Here is a 5,482-nt window from a genome sequence, read left to right as displayed (position 1 = left end):
GTGCGTGTGTTCTTTGAGAACTCAATAGTGTGTTGATGAATGTCAGTGCCAAATATTTAATTTGGTTTCGGTTCTTCATACCCCCGTGTGGAGGCCGAACATTTAAGTCAGCTAAATTCCAGCTGGCGATTTGTTTTGCTAGGTTTTCGGACTCTAGTTTGTACTTTTGATTGCGCCTTTCGGGGTGTGATTGGAGTCTTCAACGGAGAGTTTGATCCTGGCTCAGGACGAACGCTGGCGGCGTGCTTAACACATGCAAGTCGAGCGGTAAGGCCCTTCGGGGTACACGAGCGGCGAACGGGTGAGTAACACGTGGGTGATCTGCCTCGCACTCTGGGATAAGCCTGGGAAACTGGGTCTAATACCGGATATGACTCCTGGTTGCATGATCAGGGGTGGAAAGATTTATCGGTGCGAGATGAGCCCGCGGCCTATCAGCTTGTTGGTGGGGTAATGGCCTACCAAGGCGACGACGGGTAGCCGGCCTGAGAGGGCGACCGGCCACACTGGGACTGAGACACGGCCCAGACTCCTACGGGAGGCAGCAGTGGGGAATATTGCACAATGGGCGGAAGCCTGATGCAGCGACGCCGCGTGAGGGATGACGGCCTTCGGGTTGTAAACCTCTTTCGACTCCGACGAAGCGAAAGTGACGGTAGGAGTATAAGAAGCACCGGCCAACTACGTGCCAGCAGCCGCGGTAATACGTAGGGTGCGAGCGTTGTCCGGAATTACTGGGCGTAAAGAGCTTGTAGGCGGCTTGTCGCGTCGATCGTGAAAACTCGGGGCTCAACCCCGAGCTTGCGGTCGATACGGGCAGGCTTGAGTACTTCAGGGGAGACTGGAATTCCTGGTGTAGCGGTGAAATGCGCAGATATCAGGAGGAACACCGGTGGCGAAGGCGGGTCTCTGGGAAGTAACTGACGCTGAGAAGCGAAAGCGTGGGTAGCGAACAGGATTAGATACCCTGGTAGTCCACGCCGTAAACGGTGGGTACTAGGTGTGGGTTTCCTTCCACGGGATCCGTGCCGTAGCTAACGCATTAAGTACCCCGCCTGGGGAGTACGGCCGCAAGGCTAAAACTCAAAGGAATTGACGGGGGCCCGCACAAGCGGCGGAGCATGTGGATTAATTCGATGCAACGCGAAGAACCTTACCTGGGTTTGACATACACCGGAAACCTGCAGAGATGTAGGCCCCCTTGTGGTCGGTGTACAGGTGGTGCATGGCTGTCGTCAGCTCGTGTCGTGAGATGTTGGGTTAAGTCCCGCAACGAGCGCAACCCTTATCTTATGTTGCCAGCGCGTAATGGCGGGGACTCGTGAGAGACTGCCGGGGTCAACTCGGAGGAAGGTGGGGACGACGTCAAGTCATCATGCCCCTTATGTCCAGGGCTTCACACATGCTACAATGGCCGGTACAGAGGGCTGCGATACCGTGAGGTGGAGCGAATCCCTTAAAGCCGGTCTCAGTTCGGATCGGGGTCTGCAACTCGACCCCGTGAAGTTGGAGTCGCTAGTAATCGCAGATCAGCAACGCTGCGGTGAATACGTTCCCGGGCCTTGTACACACCGCCCGTCACGTCATGAAAGTCGGTAACACCCGAAGCCGGTGGCCTAACCCTTGTGGAGGGAGCCGTCGAAGGTGGGATCGGCGATTGGGACGAAGTCGTAACAAGGTAGCCGTACCGGAAGGTGCGGCTGGATCACCTCCTTTCTAAGGAGCATTCTCCATGCCGGCTCGAAGAGTCGAGTACCGGTTGTGGCAGAGCCATTTCGGAAGCGAATGTTTTCCGATGGTTGCTCATGGGTGGAACGCTGACAATCTCCATCATGTATGGCCGAGGCTCAGTTCTCGGTTGTGGTGGATATATCAACACACTGTTGGGTCCTGAAAGAACAGACGTTCTTTCCAGGCAAAAAATACGATCCGCTCGGATCTCTGTTCATACCGCGAGGGCTTCTTCAGGGAGGTTTTCGGCTGGTGCGGGTGAAAGTTTCGGGTGGGTGTGTTGTTTGAGAACTGCACAGTGGACGCGAGCATCTTTGTTTTGTAAGTTTTTAAGAGCGTACGGTGGATGCCTTGGCACCAGGAGCCGATGAAGGACGTAGGAGGCTGCGATAAGCCTCGGGGAGCTGTCAACCGAGCTGTGATCCGAGGGTGTCCGAATGGGGAAACCCAGCACGAGTGATGTCGTGTTACCCGCCAGTGAATATATAGCTGGTGTGGAGGGAACGTGGGGAAGTGAAACATCTCAGTACCCACAGGAAGAGAAAACAACATGTGATTCCGTGAGTAGTGGCGAGCGAAAGCGGATGAGGCTAAACCATGCGTGTGTGATAGCCGGCAGGTGTTGCACGTGTGGGGTAGTGGGGCTCATTTTCTTGTTACTGCCGTGACAAGCAACAGTCAGAAAAGTTCATGTTAGTCGAATTGGTCTGGGACGGCCAACCGTAGACGGTGAGAGTCCGGTAGGCGAAAACATGTTCTCTGTTGTAGTGAGTACCCGAGTAGCAGCGGGCCCGTGAAATCTGCTGTGAATCTGCCGGGACCACCCGGTAAGCCTGAATACTCCCTGGTGACCGATAGCGGACTAGTACCGTGAGGGAAAGGTGAAAAGTACCCCGGGAGGGGAGTGAAATAGTACCTGAAACCGTGCGCTTACAATCCGTCAGAGCCTGTGAGTACTTGTACTGCGGGTGATGGCGTGCCTTTTGAAGAATGAGCCTGCGAGTTAGTGGCATGTGGCGAGGTTAACCCGTGTGGGGTAGCCGTAGCGAAAGCGAGTCCGAATAGGGCGTTTCAGTCGCGTGTTCTAGACCCGAAGCGGAGTGATCTACCCATGGCCAGGGTGAAGCGACGGTAAGACGTCGTGGAGGCCCGAACCCACTTAGGTTGAAAACTGAGGGGATGAGCTGTGGGTAGGGGTGAAAGGCCAATCAAACTCCGTGATAGCTGGTTCTCCCCGAAATGCATTTAGGTGCAGCGTCGCGTGTTTCTCACCGGAGGTAGAGCTACTGGATGGTCTAGGGGGCCCACAAGCTTACCGAAATCAGCCAAACTCCGAATGCCGGTGAGTGAGAGCGCGGCAGTGAGACTGCGGGGGATAAGCTTCGTAGTCGAGAGGGAAACAGCCCAGATCGCCGGCTAAGGCCCCTAAGCGTGTACTAAGTGGAAAAGGATGTGGGATTGCGCAGACAGCCAGGAGGTTGGCTTAGAAGCAGCCACCCTTGAAAGAGTGCGTAATAGCTCACTGGTCGAGTGATCCTGCGCCGACAATGTAGCGGGGCTCAAGTACACCGCCGAAGCCGCGGCAGTCACACAATACATCCGCGCACCCTTACGGGGGTGTGTGCAGTGGTGTGGCTGGGTAGGGGAGCGTCGTGTAGCCAGGGAAGCAGCGGGGTGACCTAGTTGTGGAGGCTGCGCGAGTGAGAATGCAGGCATGAGTAGCGAAAGACGAGTGAGAAACTCGTCCGCCGAATGACCAAGGGTTCCTGGGCCAGGTTAATCCGCCCAGGGTGAGTCGGGACCTAAGGCGAGGCCGACAGGCGTAGTCGATGGACAACGGGTTGATATTCCCGTACCCGTGTATCCGCGCCCAATGGCGAATCATCTGTGCTAAGTGCCCAAAACCTGATGGACCTCCTTCGGGAGGCCGGATGGGGCTGCGCACGACCCTGGGTGTAGTAGTCAAGCGATGGGGTGACGCAGGAAGGTAGCTGGGCCAGTCAGTGGTTGTACTGGTGTAAGCCTGTAGGGCGTTGTGTAGGCAAATCCGCACAGCATAAAGCCTGAGAGGTGATGCGTAGCCGATTGAGGCGAATTCAGTGATCCTATGCTGCCGAGAAAAGCCTCTAGTGAGTTGGTACACGGCCCGTACCCCAAACCGACACAGGTGGTCAGGTAGAGAATACTAAGGCGATCGAGAGAACTGTGGTCAAGGAACTCGGCAAAATGCCCCCGTAACTTCGGGAGAAGGGGGGCCCGAGCTGGTGACCGGCTTTACGCCGTGAGCTGGTTTGGGCCGCAGAGACCAGAGAGAAGCGACTGTTTACTAAAAACACAGGTCCGTGCGAAGTCGTAAGACGATGTATACGGACTGACGCCTGCCCGGTGCCGGAAGGTTAAGAGGACCGGTTAGCGCTTCGGCGCGAAGCTGAGAATTTAAGCCCCGGTAAACGGCGGTGGTAACTATAACCATCCTAAGGTAGCGAAATTCCTTGTCGGGTAAGTTCCGACCTGCACGAATGGCGTAACGACTTCTCTGCTGTCTCGACCACAGACTCGGCGAAATTGCATTACGAGTAAAGATGCTCGTTACGCGCGGCAGGACGAAAAGACCCCGGGACCTTCACTATAGCTTGGTATTGGTGTTCGGTACGGTTTGTGTAGGATAGGTGGGAGACTGTGAAGCATGCACGCCAGTGTGTGTGGAGTCATCGTTGAAATACCACTCTGATCGTATTGGACCTCTAACCTCGGACCATGATCTGGTTCAGGGACAGTGCCTGGTGGGTAGTTTAACTGGGGCGGTTGCCTCCCAAAATGTAACGGAGGCGCCCAAAGGTTCCCTCAGCCTGGTTGGCAATCAGGTGTTGAGTGCAAGTGCACAAGGGAGCTTGACTGTGAGACTGACAGGTCGAGCAGGGACGAAAGTCGGGACTAGTGATCCGGCACCGGCATGTGGAAGCGGTGTCGCTCAACGGATAAAAGGTACCCCGGGGATAACAGGCTGATCTTCCCCAAGAGTCCATATCGACGGGATGGTTTGGCACCTCGATGTCGGCTCGTCGCATCCTGGGGCTGGAGTAGGTCCCAAGGGTTGGGCTGTTCGCCCATTAAAGCGGCACGCGAGCTGGGTTTAGAACGTCGTGAGACAGTTCGGTCTCTATCCGCCGCGCGCGTTGGAAACTTGAGGAAGGCTGTCCCTAGTACGAGAGGACCGGGACGGACGAACCTCTGGTGTGCCAGTTGTCCCGCCAGGGGCACGGCTGGTTGGCTACGTTCGGAAGGGATAACCGCTGAAAGCATCTAAGCGGGAAGCCTGTTCCAAGATGAGGTTTCCCACCACCTCGAGTGGTTAAGGCCCCCTACAGACCATGGGGTTGATAGGCCGGAACTGGAAGCACAGTAATGTGTGGAGGTGACCGGTACTAATAGGCCGAGGGCTTACTGAACAAAGATTGCTACGCGTCCACTGTGCGGTATCTGAAACAACACACAGATACAGAAGACACCCTGGGGAACGAGGGGACACCATTCGTGGTGGATCCGAACTCCAGGGGGTGGCTCTCTGTGGATAGTTTCATAGAGTTACGGCGGTTATAGCGGCGGGGAAACGCCCGGTCCCATTCCGAACCCGGAAGCTAAGCCTGCCAGCGCCGATGGTACTGCACTCGACAGGGTGTGGGAGAGTAGGACACCGCCGGAACATACATTCCCTTTGGGGGCCCACATTGTGGGCCCCCAAAGTGCGTTT

Annotated in this window: 3 rRNA genes; all 3 read left to right on the top strand. The window is 56.1% G+C overall.

The features are described 5' to 3' along the window. Positions 1-199 precede the first annotated feature (199 nt). The 3 genes from AB0F41_RS31380 to rrf all read left to right on the top strand — a co-directional run bounded on the left by AB0F41_RS31380 (position 200) and on the right by rrf (position 5,434). Positions 200-1,716, top strand: a 16S ribosomal RNA gene (locus AB0F41_RS31380). 334 nt (positions 1,717-2,050) lie between these two features. Next, positions 2,051-5,180: ribosomal RNA gene (locus AB0F41_RS31375) — 23S ribosomal RNA — on the top strand. Between the two features lie 137 nt (positions 5,181-5,317). Continuing rightward, positions 5,318-5,434 (top strand): 5S ribosomal RNA (gene rrf, locus AB0F41_RS31370). The 16S, 23S and 5S rRNA genes sit together here, the layout of an rRNA operon. Positions 5,435-5,482: the final 48 nt, after the last annotated feature.

The sequence above is a fragment of the Nocardia sp. NPDC024068 genome, from assembly GCF_040638875.1.
In the GTDB taxonomy this organism is placed as follows: domain Bacteria; phylum Actinomycetota; class Actinomycetes; order Mycobacteriales; family Mycobacteriaceae; genus Nocardia.
This window is presented reverse-complemented; position numbering and strand designations above follow the sequence as displayed.